Origin of the sequence: Kribbella solani, assembly GCF_014205295.1 — a bacterium.
GTDB classification, from domain to species: Bacteria; Actinomycetota; Actinomycetes; order Propionibacteriales; family Kribbellaceae; genus Kribbella; species Kribbella solani.
In genome coordinates this window covers 2,836,318-2,853,415 of the sequence record NZ_JACHNF010000001.1, presented here as the reverse complement: position 1 = coordinate 2,853,415, position 17,098 = coordinate 2,836,318, and the positions used below count along the sequence as shown (strand labels likewise).

Genomic DNA, 17,098 nt, shown 5'->3' with positions numbered 1-17,098 from the left:
TGGCTCTGATACACCACGCGGTGTCAGGAGCGGAAGCGGAACGTACTGGTAGCTGCCGCGTCCGGTGTCAGCGTGCCGGAGCCGATCAGCGTGGTGATCGGGACCTTGTGGCCGAATCGCGGTGAGTACCAGCCCAGCAACGGATCGTCGGCGCCGCGATGCGCTGTCCACGTCAGTCCGGCCGGCAGCTCGACAACTGCGGATCCTGTCGACCAGGTGAGCCGTCCGATCGAGTGGTTCAGCTCGGCTGTGACATCCGGTCCCAGGTGCCAGGCGATGCGTACGTCAGCCGTTGCATCGACCCGGTCCTCGACTTGCAGCACTCCGTGGTCCAGCGTGGCGGTACGCCGGTGCGTGATCGGTGCGTACCCGTCATGTTCCGCATCCCAGGTACTACTGCTGTGGCTGAGTACTTTGCCGCGTGCACCGCGCAGCCAGAGGAACGGACCGCCCCAGGTGGACTGCTCAGTGTGGGCGATCTCCAGGGTGTTGTGCGCGATGGTGGAACGGAAGTAGTTCCGCCACTCCGCTTCACCGTGGTAGCAGTACGTGCCGGGGTCGGCCAGGACATCGACGCCGTCGACCCGTACCTCCAATGAGAGCGCGTCAGCGTGTGCGTGGGCCGCTATGGAGAGGAAACCGTGCGGACCGGCATCGGCACGGCACCAGATCTCCGGACCGGCGTCGCGGCTACGCAGAACGGTCAGACCGGCGTCCTGGAAGTGCTCTGGTCGCTCAGCAGGCCGATCCGGTTGCCGGCCGTTGACCAGCGAGCCAACTAGTGCGGAGGTGGCAGTAGGTTGGCTGCCCGGCCACCAAGAGACACTGCCGGCCACAGCAGCACCGAGCGACAGGTACGCCGACCAGGTGCTGATGTCTGGCGGGTCGAGGACCAGTACCATGCCCTCGTCGTCGTCACCTTGCCGCGGCGGGCGGAGGGTGTTGTCGACGACGGCCGCGGCAACGTCGAGCGTACGAGTGAGCAGCGCCCAGGTCTGCTGGCTCAGCGGGTGCCCGGCGCTGTCTGCTTCCAGAGCGGCGTACAGGACGAGCTCGGAGACGAAGCGGTGGTAGTCGGTCGCCAGCTCGCGGTTCACTCCGGACGGGAAGGTGTTGGCGTAGAACGTCTGCTCCAGTAGGTCAGCCGCGTCCTGACGCCAGCGGTTGCTCTTGGTGAACCACGGGAACGCACAGGCTCCTACCAGCTGACCTGCTGCCTCTGCGATGACGTGATTGTTGGCTGACGAACCACGGCTCTGGAACGCGGCAAGGTACCGCTGGTGCCAGTAGATCTGCTGTAGTGCCAGCTCGTTGTGTTCGAACAGGTCGGTGATCTCCGGCCAGTCGTTGAGCAGCCGGCGTATCCAGGTCCAGCTGATCAAGCGGATGCCGATCTCGATGCCGCTAGCCCAGTGCACTCCCGACAAGAACGGGTTCGTACGCCACCAGTCGGTCAGGTGGTCGGCTACCCGTTCGGCGTACCTGTCGTCATGCGTCAGGTACCAGGCCGCGGCCAGTTGGGTGAGGTGGTGGTGGCGGGACAGCTCCCACACCTGCTTGATGTTGCCGACCACCTCCTCGTTCCGGTGGTTCAGCTTGAACACGTACTGCGCCGGGTCGGACCGTCGGCCGGTGACCGGGTCACGGAACCAGTCCGGTGTACGTAGGTCAGTGCGTTCGACCCCTAGTACTTCCAAGTGGCCGGCCAGGATGGCGTCCGCGGTGGCGATGATCGCCTTGCGGGCATCCTCTGGTACGAGGCGCGCCGCGTCGGGCGGGAGGGTCGTACTGAAGGAGAGGTCCTTGCGGAGTGGGACGTGGACAGCCGCATCCTGCCCAGGGCGAACCTGTTGGTAGGCCCAGGCAGTGCGACGTCCGGTGTCGCGTACGCGCCAGAGCAGTTCGGCGGGGGACATCCGGCGCAGGCGGCGGAGGTACCAGCCCAGGGGCTGGCGGCTCATACGCGCTCCGGCTTGCCGGAGGCGATGCTGCGGTCTACTGCGATGGTGGCGCGGGTAGTAGCGACCAGTGAGTCGAACGGGATAGGCATCGGCCCACCTGTCCTTACGGCGGCGATGAAGCGCTCCAGCTCGTGCTGCTGACCCTTGTCCGTACTACGGCTCTTGCGGGTGGACGGTTTACGGCCGGTCCACACCGATGCGCTCTGGAAGTTGTCCAGCCTGCCGTTGCGGCCGCCGCCGGTGATGTCGATCGTTTCCTTCGGGAAGCGGGCGTTGCCGCCGCCAACGTAGCTGATCGTGCCGACGGAGCCGTTGGCGAACCGCAGTGTCACCAGTACGTCGCCGGCGTCCGGGCCGGGCACGGCGTACACCTCTGTGGGGAGGCTGTTCAGCCACCAGCCCAGGGTGTCGATGAAGTGACCGCCTTCACCGGCGAACCGGCTGCCCTCCTTGCCGGCGTCCAGGTACCAGCTGGTGGAGTCGAGTTTGCCGGCGTTCACCAGGTAGCGCAGGCTGAGGTTGCCGCCCGGGTCACCGAAGCGGTCCTTCAGGTCGGTGAGCAGCGGGGCGAACCGGCGGTTGAAGCCGACCATCAGCCGGTCGTTGCCGGTGGTCTCCACGGTGGCGACGATCTGGTCCAGCTCGTCGTCGGTCAGTGCCAGTGGTTTCTCGACGAACACTGCCTTCCCGGTGGCCAGCGCCCGGCAGGCGAGCTCCGCGTGCGAACTGTGCCTGGTCACCACGAACACCGCGTCCAGGCTCGCGTCGTTGAGTACCTCGTCCGCGTCCGTGGACACGGCGCCGAACCCGAACCGGCGCTGGGCGTTCGCCGCCGACAAAGACCTGTTGGTCGCCACCCGCCCCAGCACCACCCCCGAGCCCTTCTGCAACCGCGGCAACAACATGCTCGACGCATAGTTCCCAGCCCCCACAAACCCCACCCGAACCCCAGCGCTCGTTGGTGTCGCGGGTCTGATGGCAGCAGGTGCTGGAGGTGTCGTCTCCGGTGGGATGTTCGGGTACTCGAAGAGGAAGCCGACTCCGGGGAGGGTGTTGGTGCTTAGTTGTTGGTAGACGTTGGTGGCGTCCGTGATCGGGAACTGGCCGGCGATCAGGGAACCGACGTCTATCTGTTCGCGGGCGATCAGGTCGATGAAGCAGGCCAGGTTGCGTCGTTCTGTCCAGCGTACGTAGCCGGCGGGATAGTCGATGCCCTCCAGCTCGTACCGGTCGTCGTACCGCCCCGGGCCGTACGACCGGGAGAACCGTAGATCCAGCTCCTTGTCGTAGTACGCGTTCCACGGCAGGTCCAGCTTGGTCTTGCCGATGTCGACCACGCGAGCCCGGTCACGTGCCAGCCGCGCCGCGGTCTCCACCGGCCCGTTGGAATGACCACCAGCCGCCAGCAGGATGTGGTCAGCACCCAGCCCGTTGGACGCCGCCAGCAACGACCGCTCGAGCGCAGCGACCCCAGCCTCATCAGGAGAGGAGCAGTGCAGCGCCCCGGCCTTCTCCGCCAACCGGCACCGGTCCTCCACGGTGTCAATCCCGTACACCCGCACCCCCGCCGCGACCAGCAACCGCACCACGAGCTGCCCGACCAGACCGAGCCCGATGACCACCGCGGTGTCACCCAGCTGCACCTCAGCCTGCCGTACGCCCTGCATGGCAATCGCACCGACCGTAGAGAACGCCGCCTGCTCAGCAGGCACACCATCCGGTACCGGCACGCACAGGTTCAACGGCACCCAGTTGTACTCCGCATGCAGCGCGAACTCGTTTCCGGCGGCCGCAACCAGCTGCCCGACACTGAACTCCTCCGCACCAGCACCCACCTCAACCACCACACCGCACAGCGAGTAGCCCAGCGGCGTGTACGAGTCGAGCTTGTTCATCACCTTCTTGTACGTGTTGACCATGCCCTGCTGCGCGACCGTGTCCAGTACCTTCTTGACCTGGTCCGGCCGTGCCCGTGCCTTGCCGAGCATCGACAACTTCGCCTCGCCGACCTTCATCAGCTCGGTGCCAGTGGAGATCAGTGAGTACAGCGAGCGGATCAGCACCCCACCCGGCGCACACCCGGGCGGCGGTACGTCCAGCACCGCCAGCTCACCGGACTTGTAGTTCTGTGCAACCTGCTTCATGTCCGTCCTTCAGAGAGAGGTGATGGTCACGCCCAGGGAGCGCATGTGCCGCGTCCACGTCTCCAGCGTCAGCAACTGCCAGATCTGCTTCGAGTAGTCCTCCCGGCCGGCCCGCTCGTCGTCGACCAGCTTCTGTACGGCGGTCTGCCGCAGGAACCCGCTCTGCACCAGCTCACCGCGCAGCAGCACGTCGTCCACCAGTTCGCGCAGGTCGTTTCGTACCCAGGCGCGCAGCGGCGCACTGAACGATGCCTTCGGCCGGTAGATGATCTCCTTCGGCAGCCAGGCCTCCGCTGCCTTCTTCAGCGCCAGCTTGGACACCCGGCGGTGGATCTTCTCGCTGCCCGGGATCGAGAACGCCGCCTGGGCAACCACCGGGTCGACGAAGGGCGTACGTACCTCGGTGGACGCCGCCATGCTGGAGCGGTCCGTGTACGCGAGGTTGAGTCCGGGCAGGAACATCCGCGCGTCAGCGAGGCACATCCGGTTGACGTGGTCGTCCAGAGTCGTGTCGTGGTAGATGTCGCTGTGCTCGGCCAGCAGCTTCGCTACGTACGGGTCCAGGTCCGGGCTGATCAGTCCGGCGAGCTGGTCGGCGTCGTACATGGTGTAGCTGCGCCGGAACGCGGTCTCCTCGGACAGGTCGGCGAAGGTGAGGAACCGCTTCGCCCAGCGCGCGTACCGCAGTCCACGTCCGTTCACAGTCACCGGGAGCCGCCGTACGGCCGGGCCGACCACGCCGTTCCGTAGTACGCCAGGCAGCCGTTGGTACTGCGCGCCCATCACACAGGCCAAGTGCTTGCGGTAGCCACCGAACAGCTCATCCGCGCCCATCCCGGACAACAGCACCTTCACGCCGGCGTCCCGCGCCGTGTCGCACATCAGCAGGGTGTTGATTGCGGCCGGGTCACCGATCGGCTCGTCCAGAATGTCAACAATCCGCGGCAGCAGCTCGACGACGTCCGGCGCGATCTCGATCTCGTGCAGATCGATGCCGAACTGCCGAGCCAGTTTGCGCGCGTAGACCGCGTCGTCCGGCATCGCCTCGAGCTTCTGGTCCTGCGCGCGGAAGGTGATCGTGTACGAGTCGATGCCCGGGTCCATCCGCTTCGCCAGCACGGTGACCAGGCTCGAATCCAGACCGCCGCTGAGGAAGGTCGACACCGGTACGTCGGCCACCAGGTGCGCCGCGACCGATTCCTCGATCACCTGGCGCAGATCGGCGCGCGGGCCGGCTGCCGCCTCGGTCGCGACCTCGGTCACCCGCCAGTACGTCTCGTGCCGGCTGGCTCCGTCGGGCCGGAACTCCGTCCACGAACCGGGCGGCAGCTTCTCGACGCCATCGATCGCACAGCGCTGTTCGGGCAGCCAGTAGTAGAGCATCGACGCGATCAGCGCGCCTGGCTCGGTACGCAGCTCAGAGCCGACGGCCGCGACGATCGCCTTCAGTTCGGAGGCGAACAGCACACCGCTTTGGCGGCGGAGGAAGTACAGCGGCTTGATGCCGAGCGGGTCGCGGGCGAGGTACATGCTGCCGCTGTCCTCGTCGAGCATCGCGAACGCGAACATGCCGCGGAAGCGCTTCAGCGCGTCCGGGCCCCAGCGGCGCCAGGCCTCCAGAACCACCTCGGTGTCGGAGCTGGTCCAGAAATGCACCCCGCTCTTGGACAGCTCGGCACGCAGTTCCTTGTAGTTGTAGAGCTCGCCGTTGTAGCAGATGGTCAGACCGCGCTTGCTGAACGGCTGGTCCGCGGCGGCCGACAAGTCGATGATCGACAATCTGCGATGTGCGAGGTGCGCGCTGACCTCACCGTCCTCGAAGCTGTACACCTGCTCGGCGTCCGGGCCGCGGTGTGCGATCCGGTCGCTCATGGTCCGGGCGAGCAACCGGCCGTCGTGCTGCTGATAGCAGCCGGCGATGCCGCACACCTCAGGACCCCGCGGCCCGCGCCACGTCACCGGCGCGGCTGACGTGACCGGTGAGCTGGTCGTACACGCCGAGGTAGGCCTTCTGCTGGTGCTTCCACGCGAGTACCTGCTCGACCCTGGACCGGCCGAGCTTCGCCATCCGGCGGCGGCGCATCTCGTCGTCGAGAAGGTCGGCAATCGCCTGGCCGTACCGCGCGACGTCGTTCGGCTCGACGTACACCGCGGCGTCCTCGGCCGACACCTTGGTCTCGATCAGGTCGAAGGCGACCACCGGAAGCTCGAACGCCAGGTACTCCATGGTTTTGTTCATTGTCGACACGTCGTTGAGCGGGTTCTTCGGGTCGGGGGAGAGGCCGAGGTCCGCTGTCGACATCACCGCCCGGACGGTCTCGTCCGGGACCCGGCCGGTGAACTCGACGTACTCGCCGAGCCCGAGCCGGTCCCGCAACGCGATGACGTCGTCGAACGAGTCGCCGGCACCCATCAGCGTGAAGGCGATATCGGTCCGGTGCAGATTGTTGACAATATGATCGGCAGCCCGGACGACAATGTCGACACCGTCCTGCGGACCCATCACGCCGATGTACGTGACCAGGTAGCGATGCCCGCGACGCAGCGACTCGTCCGGTACGCCGCGACGCAGCTTGTCCGGATCGGGTCCGGTACGAACGACCGTCACGTCGTGATTCGCCTTCCCGCTCCGCGTGATCGCGATCCGGCGGTACGAGTCGTTCGTGGAGATCACGTGATCGGCCTGGCGGTGCGTCATCCGTTCCAGGAACCGCAATCCCTTGTACGGAAGGCTTCCCGTACCACCGAACCGGGACTGGAACAGCTCCGGGCACAGATCGTGGTGATCGAAGACGAACCGGGTGCGGTCGAGCCATCGCAGCAGCATCGCGATCGGCCAGAAGATGTCCGGCGGGTTGCACGCCTGCAGCACCTGGAAACGGCCGGCCTTACGGGCCCGGAACACCAGCCGGAGCGTCAGCAGGAACGAGTACGCGTACTCCCAGACGAACCCGAGCTTGCTGCCACCCGGCGCGTACGCCTTGTACTTGTGCACGGTGACGCCGTCGATCACCTGATACGCGGGGTCGTTCGGGCCTTTCGGGCAGACCACGGTCACGTCGTACCCGGACGCCACCAGAGCCTGGCATTCCAGCCAGACGCGGCGGTCGAACGGTACCCAGAGGTTCTGGATGATGATCAGTACCCGCGGACCCGTCACCAGCCCACTCCTTCGTACCCGGGCAGGCTTTCGGCCTCGGCGCCCAGCCGGCCGCTCAGGTCGATGGTCCGTGCCGGCGGCGCGGACAGCAGCGCGTTGATCGCGGCGGTGTCGGTCGCCGACACGATCGCGACGTCGGCGCCGTCGAGCGCGGCGGACGGATTGTCGGTCAGAACCCGTTGCAGGTGGGGAAGTTTCGAGGTCACGTGGCGGAGGTTCGCGCCGACCAGGCGGCCCGGATTCACGATCGGGTCGTAGATGCGCAGGTTGTAGCCCTTGCCGATCAGGCGCTCCGCGACCTCGACGTTCGGGCTCTCGCGGAGATCGTCGGTGGCGTGTTTGAAACTCAGCCCGAGCAGTGCGATCTCCCGCCCGGGACCGGCGATCACGCGGTCGACGACATCGCGGACGCTGCGCTCGTTGGTGGCCAGCGCACCGGCCAGCAGTGGCAGCTCGGTGTCGTTCATCCGGGCCAGGTGCAGTACGGAGCGGAGGTCCTTCGGCAGGCACGATCCGCCGAACGCGAAGCCGGGCTTCAGGTAGTACGGCGAGATGTTCAGGCTGGTGTCCTGGACGAAGATCCGCATCACCTCCCGCGAATCCACGCCGAAGTGCCGGAGGATCCGGCCCATCTCGTTCGCGAACGACACCTTGGTGGCGTGGAAGGCGTTGCAGGCGTACTTGAGTGCTTCCGCCGTCCGAACGTCGACAATCTGCACGTCGACAATCGGATCGTTGTCCTTGTAGACCGGGCGGAACAGGTCGGTCAGAGCGGTACCGACCCGGGCATCCCGGGTACCGACGACGACGAACGGCGGCGCGTAGAAGTCCGCCAGCCCGGACCCTTCCCGCAAGAACTCCGGGCACATCGCCGTGCCGAACGTGAGCCCGTCCGGTGTCGGCACCTCGGCCAGTACCTCCGCGACCGCCTCGTCCACGGTCCCCGGCGGCACGGTGCTGCGGATCACGATGCTGTGGAACCCCGATGCGGGCGGTACGACAACCCGCGCCGCCTCCGCGATATCGCGTACCGCGCGCCGGATGTAGGCGAGATCAGTACTCCCCGCGGGCGTGGACGGCGTACCGACACAGATCAGCGAAACCTCGGCCCGCTCCAGCGCGAGCCGCGGATCGGTGGTCGCCCGCAGCCGCCCGGCCGTCGCCCCCGCCGCCACCAGCTCGTCCAGCCCCGGCTCGACGACCGGACTGTGCCCCTCGGTGATCGGCCCGACCTTCGCGGTGTCGACATCCACCCCCCACACCTCATGCCCAGCCGCAGCCAGACAAGCAGCCGTCACCGACCCCACATAGCCCAAGCCGAACACGGCAACCTTCATAACGCCCCCCACAGGCTCATGACGTGGCTTTCCGCCACGTACCGCAGCGCCCAGGAGAGCGCACACCCCACCCCGCTGATACACCCCCGTGGAAATCTCCCCCGAGAAACTTCCGGCTCAGTAGCCGACTCGCACGGAGCTGAGCCGGCCGAACGTCAGTACCTATCCTGTTGCCACCTCGCACCTCGACCCCGGAGCCGTCCAGATGGAATCCCTCTACAACCTCCCGAACGGCGACTCGCTGCACCTGGTCGACACCGCCACCGTGAGCGAGTTACTTCCCCAGGTGCTCGAACTTTTCCGCGCCGGTGGTACCGAGCCGGTCTTCTTCGGCGACCAGGCCCGCCGCCCGGAGGGCGTACTGATCTCCTTCGGCCAATGGTCCGAGTACGAAGCGCGGAAGGCGGAGGCCGAGGCCGATCGCCGCGTCGAGGACATCACCCGCGAGCGTCTGGCCACTGCCCGCCCGGAGGACTGGGTACCGTTCGAGGACGCCGCGCGCGAGGGCGACTGGGACCTGGATGTCGAGGACGGCGAGAGTGCCGGTGACTCCGGGAACCGCCGGGCCTGATGCGCTATCACCTGATCCTCCATGACGAGCTTCGTACCCAGATCACCGCCCTCAACGCGGCCTGCAAGCGTGATCCACGGAGCGACGAAGCCAAGGAGTACGTCGCGGTCATGAAGGCGCTGAGGGCACTGCAGGACGGCAGGGAGACAGAGTACGAGGGCAAGCAACTCGGCTTCGGGTTGCAGTCTTACGACCTGAGGGACTTCGCGCAGATCAAGATCGAGGTCTTCGACGAATACCGGGGCCACAAGCGGTTGGGAGCGTCGCACCGGCTCACTTATCAAGAGTTCGACCCGCTGCCGCCGGCCGAGGGCAGCCGGGCGGTCGAGGAGCCGAATGCCTTGCCCTACCGATACGTCGTTGCCTTTGTGCACCGCGCGGCCGATCCCGCGGCTGTGACCGGCAGGCGGGTGGGTCGCGCGCGCGGATACCCGCTCGCGGAGCTACGTGGGGTGACGGGTGCGAGGCGGCCGTCCGTTGGGCCGCCGGGGAAAGATGAGCAGATCACGCCGGAACGGGTTCCGGTGCCGAGCGACTTGCTGCGGCTGGCACGGATTCTGCGGGACGGTCCGCCGGCCGGGACCGGTCCGCAGTCGGCGGGTGCGCCGGAGGCGACGATCAACCGGCCGGACGGCTCCGGGGCTGGGCGGGGTTCGGAACGTCAGTAATGGTTCGGCGGGTACACCCGGTCTCCGGCAGGTGTTGCCGGTGACCGACTGTCAGCATTGGTCTTGAAACTCGCTGTATCACCGGGGCTGTCCGGTGATCTGTATTGGGCGACAGGCCAGTACTGGGGTGAGGGGACGGCGGATGAGGGTTCTGGTCGCTGGGGATCGGGGATACATCGGCGCGGTGATGGTGCCGTTCCTGCGGGGAGCGGGGCATCAGGTCGACGGGCTCGACACCGGTTTGTACGAAGGGTGCGATCTGCTGGGTGGTCCGGAGCCGATCGGCGCGCGGGTGCCGCGGGATCTGCGGGACGTGACGGCGGGGGAGCTCGCGGGGTACGACGCGGTGGTCTGTCTGGCTGCCCTGTCGAACGATCCGCTCGGCAACCTGGACAAGCAGGCCACGTACTCGGTCAACCTGGAAGGCACGCTGAACCTTGCGCGCGCGGCCAAGGACGCCGGCGTCGAACGGTTCTTGTTCGCGTCGTCGTGCAGCCTGTACGGCGCGGCCGGTTCCGAGGCGGTCGCCGAGGACGCGGAGATGTACCCGGTGACGGCGTACGGCGAGACGAAGGCGCTTGCCGAGCAGGAGCTGTCGAAGCTCGCCGATGACGTGTTCAGTCCGACGTACCTGCGGAACGCGACCGCGTACGGCGCCTCGACCCGGCTGCGGCTCGACATTGTTGTCAACAATCTGACAGCGATCGCGCTGACGTCCGGGCAGGTACGGCTGGAGAGCGACGGGACACCGTGGCGGCCGCTGGTGCACATCGAGGACATCAGCCGGGCCTTCCTGACCGTGCTGGAGGCGCCGCGGGAGACGATCCACGACGAGGCGTTCAACGTCGGGCGGTCCGAGGACGTCGTCCAGGTCCGCGACATCGCGGAGATGGTGCGCGAAGCGGTGCCTGGGTCGACGTTGTCGATTGCAGACAATGCCGGTCCGGATCTGCGCAACTACAAGGTCGACTTCAGCAAGCTGAACGACACGTTCCCGGAACTCAAGCTGGAGTGGACGGTTCGTACCGGTGTCGACGAGCTGCGCGACGCGTACCGGCGGCACGGGTTGACGCTGGATGACTTCAACTCCGCGCAGTTCGTCCGGTTGCGGCGCATTCAGCAGTTGCTGGGTGCGGGGCTGGTCGATGGACAGCTACGCCGCCAGACCGAAGCACAGTTCCCCGGCCCGAAGGAGCTCCAGTGATGGCCGAAGGAACTGCACCGGCGACCGATGTGCGCCTGGCGGATGCACCGGTGACCGATGTGTCAGCGACCGATGTGCCCGTGGCGGATGTGGCGGAGGCCGAGGTGGTGGATGTGGTGGATGTGGTGGATTCGGTTGGTTGCCGGCTTTGTGGTGCGGTGTTGACGCGGACGTTTGTCGACCTGGGCATGTCGCCGCCGTGCGAGAGCTATCTGCGAGCCGACCAGCTGGACTCCGGCGAGACGTTCTACCCGCTGCACGTCCGGATCTGTGACAACTGCCTGCTCGTCCAGCTCCCCGCGTACGTCGCGGCGGACGACGTGTTCAGCGACTACCTGTACTTCTCCTCCTACTCGACCAGCTGGGTAGAGCACGCCCGCCGGTTCGTCGTGGACATGCAGGAGCGGCTGGACCTGGGCGCGGAGAGCCTGATCGTCGAGGCCGCGAGCAACGACGGGTACTTGTTGCAGCACGCAACCGCCCTCGGCATCCCGGTACTCGGGATCGAGCCGGCCGCGAACATCGCCGAAATCGCCAACCACAAGGGCATCCGGACCGAGAGCTACTTCCTCGGCGAGGCGACCGGTACGGACGCGGCGAGCCGGCACGGCAAGGCGGACCTTGTCGTCGGCAACAATGTGTTCGCGCACGTCCCGGACATCGTCGACTTCGCGAAGGGCCTGCGGGCGCTGGTGAAGGACGACGGCCTGGTGTCACTGGAGTTCCCGCACCTGCTGCGGCTGATCGAGAACCGCCAGTACGACACGATCTACCACGAGCACTACTCGTACCTGACGCTGAAGACGGCCGGGCTGGCGCTGGAGAAGGCCGGATTGCAGATTGTCGACGTTCAGGAACTGCAGAGCCACGGTGGATCGTTGCGGGTCTTCAGTACGCCGATCGAGACCGCCGGCGCGCCGACCGAGATTGTCGGCAAAGTGCTGCAGGACGAGGCGGACGCCGGCCTGCACTCGGTCGAGGGCCACGCCGGTTTCGCCGCGGAGGTCTTCGCGATCAAGGCGGAGCTGGTCACCTTCCTGGTCGAGGCGGCCCGGTCCGGCAAGTCGGTCGCCGGATACGGCGCGCCCGGGAAGGGCAACACGCTGCTGAACCACTGCGGCATCCGCGAGGACCTGCTGCCGTACACGGTGGATCGCAGCCCGCACAAGCACGGGATGTACCTGCCCGGTACGCACATCCCGATCTTCGCGCCGGAGCGGCTGGCCGAGACGCGGCCCGACTACATCGTGATCCTGCCGTGGAACCTGCGCGCGGAGATCGTCCATCAGCTCGGGTACGCCCGGGAGTGGGGCGCGAAGTTCGTGGTCCCGATCCCACGCCTCGAAGTGATCTGAACGCGTTGGGGGGAAGGAAAGTCAGATGAAGGTCGTGATCTTCTGCGGGGGGTACGGGCTGCGGATGCGCAGCGGGGTGGACTCCGCGCCGAAACCGATGATGACGATCGGCGACCGGCCGGTCCTGTGGCACGTGATGCGGTACTACGCGCACTTCGGCCACACCGAGTTCATCCTCTGCCTGGGCTTCGGCGGCTCCGCGGTGAAGGAGTACTTCCTGCGCTACGAGGAAACGGTGTCGAACGACTTCGTGATGACGAAGGGCGGGCAGCGGATCGAACTGCTCGACTCCGACATCAGCGAGTGGAAGATCACCTTCGTCGACACCGGGATCGACACCAGCATCGGTGAGCGGTTGCGCCGGGTCCGGCCGTATCTGGAGGACGACGACGCGTTCCTGGCGAACTACGGCGACGTACTGACCGACGCGCCGATGGATCGGATTGTCGACCATGTGATGACCAGTGACATCACCGCCAGTCTGCTCGCGGTGCCGCCGCAGGCGTCGTTCCACGTGGTCGAGTTCGGGACCGATTCGCGGGTCACCGGGCTGCGGTCGGCGGCGGACCTGAACGTGTGGATCAACGGCGGTTACTTCGTGATCAAGAAGGACATCTTCGACGTACTGCACGAGGACGAGGACCTGGTCGGCGACGCGTTCCCGCGGTTGTCGGCGATGGGAAAGCTGGAGGCGATCCCGCACCACGGGTTCTGGGCGCCGATGGACACGCTGAAGGAACGCAGCCAGCTGGAGGACCTGTACCGGTCCGGCAAGAAGCCGTGGGCACTGTGGAGCCATGACAACCGGCATCGCGGCGATCCGCCGGACAATCACCATCAGGTTGCCGACAGTCCGCACCACGACAATCGGATTGTCAACAAAACGCCGGAGTCGGATGGTCCCGTGGTGGTGGCGATCTGATGTTGCCGTTTCAGCTCGGCCTGATCGACGGGCCCGTTCATCTGGTCGCGCTCGGCGCGCATCCGGACGACATCGAGATCGGTTGCGGCGGCACGCTGCTGAAGCTGGCCGAGTCCGTACCGGAGTTGACCGCCGAGTTCGTGATCGCGACCGGTACTCCGTTGCGGCTTGACGAGGCCCGCCGGGCAGCCGAGTTGTTCCTGCCGGACTGCGAGGTGACGGTGACCTCGGCCGAGCTCCCGGACGGACGCCTGCCGGCGTACTGGAACCAGACCAAGGAGTTGCTGGAGGCAACCGCCCGCGGAAGCCGCCGCCCCGACCTGGTACTCGCGCCGAGCCGCACCGACGCGCATCAGGACCACCGGCTGATCGCCGAACTGGCACCGACGGTGTGGCGGGACCACCTGGTCCTGCACTACGAGATCCCCAAGTGGGACGGCGACCTCAGCCGCCCGTTCCTGTACGTCGAACTGACCGAGGAGCAGTTGCGGGACAAGATCGCACTGCTGCACAAGGCGTACCCGTCGCAGGTCCCGCACGACTGGTTCGACGAAGAGGTGTTCGCCGGGCTGGCCAGGATGCGCGGCATGGAGTGCCGGGCACGGTACGCCGAGGCGTTCACCACCGCCAAAGCAACGCTGACATGGTGATCAGGGGGAACCAGTGAGCTTCAACTGTCGTGGCTGTTCGGGGGAGAACGTCGTACTGGTCGTTGACCTGGGTGCGCAGCCGTGTGCCGACTACTTCCCGGCAGCCGAGACCCCAGGACCCGATCCGCGCTGGCCGTTGGAGCTGTGGCTGTGCCGCGACTGCACTCTGGTCCAGCTAGGTCCGGTAGAAGCCCAGCTGCCGGAAGAACCGCTGGCAGTCGAGTCCGCGACCAGCCTCGCCCACGCTGAGGCTTCGGTGAAGGAGATCCTCCGCGACTACCCGGAGCTCGCCGGCAAGGTGGTCTGCGAGTTCGCCAGCCACCACGGCGGCTCCTGGCTCGGCCACCTGTCCGCTGCCGGCTCACAGCTGGCCGCAGTAGGTCAGCAGGCCGACCTGGTCATAGACGTACACGGCATAGTGCACGAGCCCCAGTACGGCGACATGCTGAAGCTCAGGGCGGAACGACTGGCGCCAGGCGGTCTACTGGTGATGGAGTTCCACCACCTGCTCCCGCTGTTCATCGGCAACCAATTCGACACGATCCGGCACGGGCACTGGGCGTACGTCTCGCTGCGCGCACTGCGCAACGTCGCGGCGCTGCACGGCCTGGCCGTCGAGTCAGTCAAGCAGGTGGAGATGTACGGCGGCAGCTTGATGGTGATGCTCCGCCACACCGCCGATGCCGAACCAGACGCATCTGTCGACGTAGTACTCGCTGACGAAGACGCAGCAGGCATCGCCGACGAGGTACAGCTAGGCAGTCTCCAGGAAGCCGCCTGGCACGCCGCTGACGCGCTGCACGCCGAGCTGACCCGCCACAAGGACGCCGGCCGCACAGTGCTCGCGTACGGAGCTCCCTCCAAGGCACCCGTACTACTGGACCTCAGCAAGGTCACAACCGACCTGCTGCCGTTCACTGTAGACATAGCCCCGGGTAAGCACGGACGCCGTATCCCCGGCGGCTGCATGGTCCCGATCCGGCCAGTAGCGGACCTGACAGCTGCACAACCGGATGTCGTGCTCGTACTCACCTGGGACATCGCCGACGAGGTAGTTGCCCAGCTGGAAGCGGACGGCGGCTGGGGAGCCACGTACTTGGTCCCACTGCCCGAGCCACACGAGCGGGGGTTCTGATGGAGGTCGTAGAGGTACCTGGGATCGCCGGTGCGCTGCTGTTCCGCCCGACGCCGCACCGGGACGAGCGCGGGTTCTTCTCGCGTACGTTCGACCGGGACGTGGTCGCCAAGGCAGGACTCGACCCGGATGCGTTCGTGCAGGACAGCATCTCCAGGTCCCGGCAGGGCGTCGTTCGTGGCATGCACACCCGGTCCGGCCAGGGCGAGGCAAAGCTGGTCCGCTGCTCGTACGGCGCGGTGTTCGACGTAGTCGTCGACCTGCGCCCCGCATCGCCGACGTACCGGAACCGGGAGACGTTCGAGCTGACTGGTGACAACCAGGTGACGGTGTACGTGCCGGCTGGCTGTGCACACGGGTTCCAGGCGCTCACCGACCCGGCTGACGTCTCGTACCGGATCGACCGTGCGCACGACCCGTCCGAGGACGTGGCGATCCGGTTCGACGACCCCGACCTGGACATCCCGTGGCCGCTCCCGATCACGCTGATGTCGGAGCGGGACAAGGCGGCCTCCACGTTCGCTCTGGCAACCGCGAGGCTCACATGACCAACGCTCACCTGACCAACGCTGACGTGACCAAGGCTGACGTGACCAAGGCTGACGTGACCAAGGCTGACGTGACCAAGGCTGACGTGACCAAGGCTGACGTGACCAAGGCTCACCTGACCAAGTCCTTCGAGAAGTCCGTCGCCGCCAACAAGCGGCTGCACGACGTGATCCCCGGCGGCGCGCACACGTACGCCAAGGGCGACGACCAGTACCCCGAGGACCTGGCGCCGGTGATCGACCGGGGCGACGGCGCGCATGTGTGGGACGTGGACGGCAACGAGTACATCGAGTACGGCGCCGGGCTGCGCGCGGTCAGTCTCGGCCACCGGTACCCGAAGGTACTGGAGGCGGTGCGGCGCGAGCTGGACCGTGGCAGCAACTTCGTCCGGCCCAGCATCGTCGAACTGGAGGCGGCCGAGCGGTTCCTCACGGCGGTGCCGACCGCGGAGATGGTGAAGTTCGCCAAGAACGGCTCGGACGCGACCACGGCCGCGGTCAAGCTGGCCCGCGCGGTCACCGGCCGGCGGCTGGTCGCGCTCTGCAGCGACCAGGCGTTCTTCTCGATCGACGACTGGTTCATCGCCCGGACCCCGATGGCGGCCGGCATCCCGGCCGAGATCAGCGGCCTCACCGTCGGCTTCCCGTACGGCGACCTGACCGCCGCCGAGGAGCTGTTCCAGCGCCACGACGGCGAGATCGCCTGCCTGATTCTGGAAGCGGCCACCCAGCACGACCCGCCGGCCGGCTACCTGGCGGGCCTGCGCGACCTGGCGCACCGGTACGGCGCGCTGCTGATCTTCGACGAGATGATCAGCGGTTTCCGCTTCTCCGCCTCCGGCGCCCAGGGCCTGTACGGCGTGACGCCCGACCTCTCCACCTTCGGCAAGGCGCTCGGCAACGGCTTCGCGGTGTCAGCGCTGGCGGGCAAACGTGAGTACCTGGAACGCGGCGGTCTGCGTGACAGCCGGGAGCGGGTGTTCCTGCTGTCCACCACGCACGGCGCCGAGACGCACTCGCTCGCGGCGGCGATCGCGGTGATGGACGTCTATGCCGAGGAGGGCATCGCGGAACGTCTGCATGTCATCGGCGACAAACTCGCGGCTGGTGTACGCGCGGTCGCGGCTGCTGCCGGAGTGCAGGACCACGTGGTCGTACGCGGACGAGCCAGCAACCTGGTGTTCGCGACGCTGGACGAGCAGCTCGCACCGTCGCAGCCGTACCGAACGCTGTTCCTCCGCGAACTGATCCTCGGCGGCGTCATCGGTCCGTCCTTCGTGGTCAGCAGCGCGCTGACTGACGCCGACATCGATCGAACGGTCGAAGTGGTCGGCAACGCCTGCAAGGTCTACCGGCAGGCACTGGACGCGCAGGACGTGGCTGCGTTCCTGCAGGGCCGCCCGGTCAAGCCGGTGTTCCGTACGTACGTCTGAAGGGACGAGA

14 protein-coding genes are annotated in these 17,098 nt (G+C 66.9%); 9 read left to right on the top strand and 5 right to left on the bottom strand.

Going from position 1 to position 17,098, the window contains the following annotated elements:
* Positions 1-23: 23 nt before the first annotated feature.
* The 5 genes from HDA44_RS12755 to HDA44_RS12735 are packed head-to-tail and all read right to left on the bottom strand — an operon-like array spanning position 24 to position 8,602.
* The gene (locus HDA44_RS12755; protein ID WP_184834068.1) at positions 24-1,961 is read right to left on the bottom strand and encodes a heparinase II/III family protein; all 1,938 of its coding nucleotides are present in this window, start codon (positions 1,959-1,961) and stop codon (positions 24-26) included.
* Positions 1,958-4,105 (bottom strand): bi-domain-containing oxidoreductase, encoded by a 2,148-nt coding sequence (locus HDA44_RS12750; protein ID WP_184834066.1) that lies wholly within the window; start codon positions 4,103-4,105, stop codon positions 1,958-1,960. The genes HDA44_RS12755 and HDA44_RS12750 overlap by 4 nt, the downstream gene beginning before the upstream one ends.
* Positions 4,106-4,114: 9 nt before the next feature.
* Positions 4,115-6,034 (bottom strand): asparagine synthase (glutamine-hydrolyzing), encoded by a 1,920-nt coding sequence (gene asnB, locus HDA44_RS12745; RefSeq protein WP_184834064.1) that lies wholly within the window; start codon positions 6,032-6,034, stop codon positions 4,115-4,117.
* 1 nt (position 6,035) lies between these two features.
* A complete protein-coding gene (locus tag HDA44_RS12740) occupies positions 6,036-7,265 on the bottom strand; it encodes a glycosyltransferase (RefSeq protein ID WP_202887342.1) in 1,230 nt (409 codons plus the stop codon).
* Complete coding sequence (locus HDA44_RS12735; protein WP_184834062.1) at positions 7,262-8,602, bottom strand: UDP-glucose dehydrogenase family protein; 1,341 nt, start codon at positions 8,600-8,602, stop codon at positions 7,262-7,264. Before HDA44_RS12735 ends, HDA44_RS12740 begins: the two co-directional genes overlap by 4 nt.
* Before the next feature lie 205 nt (positions 8,603-8,807).
* Between HDA44_RS12735 and HDA44_RS12730 the strand changes: the two genes are divergently transcribed.
* From HDA44_RS12730 to HDA44_RS12690, 9 genes are all read left to right on the top strand, one after another.
* Positions 8,808-9,173 (top strand): hypothetical protein, encoded by a 366-nt coding sequence (locus HDA44_RS12730; protein ID WP_184834060.1) that lies wholly within the window; start codon positions 8,808-8,810, stop codon positions 9,171-9,173.
* Positions 9,173-9,841: a hypothetical protein gene (locus HDA44_RS12725; RefSeq protein WP_184834058.1), complete on the top strand. Its 669-nt coding sequence runs from the start codon at positions 9,173-9,175 to the stop codon at positions 9,839-9,841. Before HDA44_RS12730 ends, HDA44_RS12725 begins: the two co-directional genes overlap by 1 nt.
* 142 nt (positions 9,842-9,983) lie before the next feature.
* Positions 9,984-11,045 carry an NAD-dependent epimerase/dehydratase family protein gene (locus HDA44_RS12720; protein WP_184834056.1) on the top strand — a complete coding sequence of 354 codons (1,062 nt, stop codon included), beginning with the start codon at positions 9,984-9,986 and terminating at the stop codon, positions 11,043-11,045.
* Positions 11,045-12,400, top strand: coding sequence for a class I SAM-dependent methyltransferase (locus HDA44_RS12715; RefSeq protein ID WP_184834053.1), 1,356 nt, complete (start codon positions 11,045-11,047; stop codon positions 12,398-12,400). Before HDA44_RS12720 ends, HDA44_RS12715 begins: the two co-directional genes overlap by 1 nt.
* A 25-nt stretch (positions 12,401-12,425) precedes the next feature.
* A complete protein-coding gene (locus tag HDA44_RS12710) occupies positions 12,426-13,322 on the top strand; it encodes a sugar phosphate nucleotidyltransferase (RefSeq protein WP_202887341.1) in 897 nt (298 codons plus the stop codon).
* Complete coding sequence (locus HDA44_RS12705; RefSeq protein WP_184834051.1) at positions 13,322-13,972, top strand: PIG-L deacetylase family protein; 651 nt, start codon at positions 13,322-13,324, stop codon at positions 13,970-13,972. Before HDA44_RS12710 ends, HDA44_RS12705 begins: the two co-directional genes overlap by 1 nt.
* A 13-nt stretch (positions 13,973-13,985) precedes the next feature.
* Complete coding sequence (locus HDA44_RS38505; RefSeq protein ID WP_184834050.1) at positions 13,986-15,107, top strand: methyltransferase C-terminal domain-containing protein; 1,122 nt, start codon at positions 13,986-13,988, stop codon at positions 15,105-15,107.
* Positions 15,107-15,655, top strand: a complete 549-nt coding sequence (locus tag HDA44_RS12695; RefSeq protein ID WP_184834048.1) for a dTDP-4-dehydrorhamnose 3,5-epimerase family protein — start codon at positions 15,107-15,109, stop codon at positions 15,653-15,655. The genes HDA44_RS38505 and HDA44_RS12695 overlap by 1 nt, the downstream gene beginning before the upstream one ends.
* Positions 15,652-17,088, top strand: coding sequence for a glutamate-1-semialdehyde 2,1-aminomutase (locus HDA44_RS12690; RefSeq protein ID WP_184834046.1), 1,437 nt, complete (start codon positions 15,652-15,654; stop codon positions 17,086-17,088). The genes HDA44_RS12695 and HDA44_RS12690 overlap by 4 nt, the downstream gene beginning before the upstream one ends.
* The last annotated feature ends 10 nt before the right edge of the window (positions 17,089-17,098 follow it).

Excerpts from the sequence above, each read along its gene's own strand:
- HDA44_RS12755 (WP_184834068.1), bottom strand. The coding sequence starts at position 1,961 with ATGAGCCGCCAGCCCCTGGGCTGGTACCTCCGCCGCCTGCGCCGGATG.
- HDA44_RS12750 (WP_184834066.1), bottom strand. The coding sequence starts at position 4,105 with ATGAAGCAGGTTGCACAGAACTACAAGTCCGGTGAGCTGGCGGTGCTG.
- HDA44_RS12735 (WP_184834062.1), bottom strand. The coding sequence starts at position 8,602 with ATGAAGGTTGCCGTGTTCGGCTTGGGCTATGTGGGGTCGGTGACGGCT.
- HDA44_RS12730 (WP_184834060.1), top strand. The coding sequence starts at position 8,808 with ATGGAATCCCTCTACAACCTCCCGAACGGCGACTCGCTGCACCTGGTC.
- HDA44_RS12725 (WP_184834058.1), top strand. The coding sequence starts at position 9,173 with ATGCGCTATCACCTGATCCTCCATGACGAGCTTCGTACCCAGATCACC.
- HDA44_RS12720 (WP_184834056.1), top strand. The coding sequence starts at position 9,984 with ATGAGGGTTCTGGTCGCTGGGGATCGGGGATACATCGGCGCGGTGATG.
- HDA44_RS12715 (WP_184834053.1), top strand. The coding sequence starts at position 11,045 with ATGGCCGAAGGAACTGCACCGGCGACCGATGTGCGCCTGGCGGATGCA.
- HDA44_RS12710 (WP_202887341.1), top strand. The coding sequence starts at position 12,426 with ATGAAGGTCGTGATCTTCTGCGGGGGGTACGGGCTGCGGATGCGCAGC.
- HDA44_RS12705 (WP_184834051.1), top strand. The coding sequence starts at position 13,322 with ATGTTGCCGTTTCAGCTCGGCCTGATCGACGGGCCCGTTCATCTGGTC.
- HDA44_RS12695 (WP_184834048.1), top strand. The coding sequence starts at position 15,107 with ATGGAGGTCGTAGAGGTACCTGGGATCGCCGGTGCGCTGCTGTTCCGC.
- HDA44_RS12690 (WP_184834046.1), top strand. The coding sequence starts at position 15,652 with ATGACCAACGCTCACCTGACCAACGCTGACGTGACCAAGGCTGACGTG.